The following is a 306-nucleotide window of genomic DNA, read 5'->3' as shown; positions in this document are numbered from 1 at the left end:
TCTCGCTCTTAAAGCTGATGAATATCTAGACGCTTTGGACGATTGGAAATACATGAAATCATCAAAAGCTGTTTATCGCAATGATTTCACATGGTATTTCATGTTCCTGGAACTTAACCATCTGGAACACTCGGCAGAAACTGTCACATCATGGATAGATATACTCCCGGATTGCCCGAATCAGATCAAAGCCAGCAGTTCCGGATCAGCTCATCGTTCACACACTATCAGAATGTTTGAAAAGTATCTCCAGGTCATAATGGAATCCAATATAATCGCTGAGCCGATGGGTGCATCTGATCAGCT

General features: G+C 42.2%; 1 pseudogene. It reads left to right on the top strand.

Going from position 1 to position 306, the window contains the following annotated elements:
* A pseudogene (locus tag NE473_RS30990) lies at positions 1–306 on the top strand (tyrosine-type recombinase/integrase); the annotation flags it as partial.

The sequence above is a fragment of the Hungatella sp. SL.1.14 genome (genome assembly GCF_024460495.1).
GTDB lineage: Bacteria > Bacillota > Clostridia > Lachnospirales > Lachnospiraceae > Hungatella > Hungatella hathewayi.
This window is presented reverse-complemented; position numbering and strand designations above follow the sequence as displayed.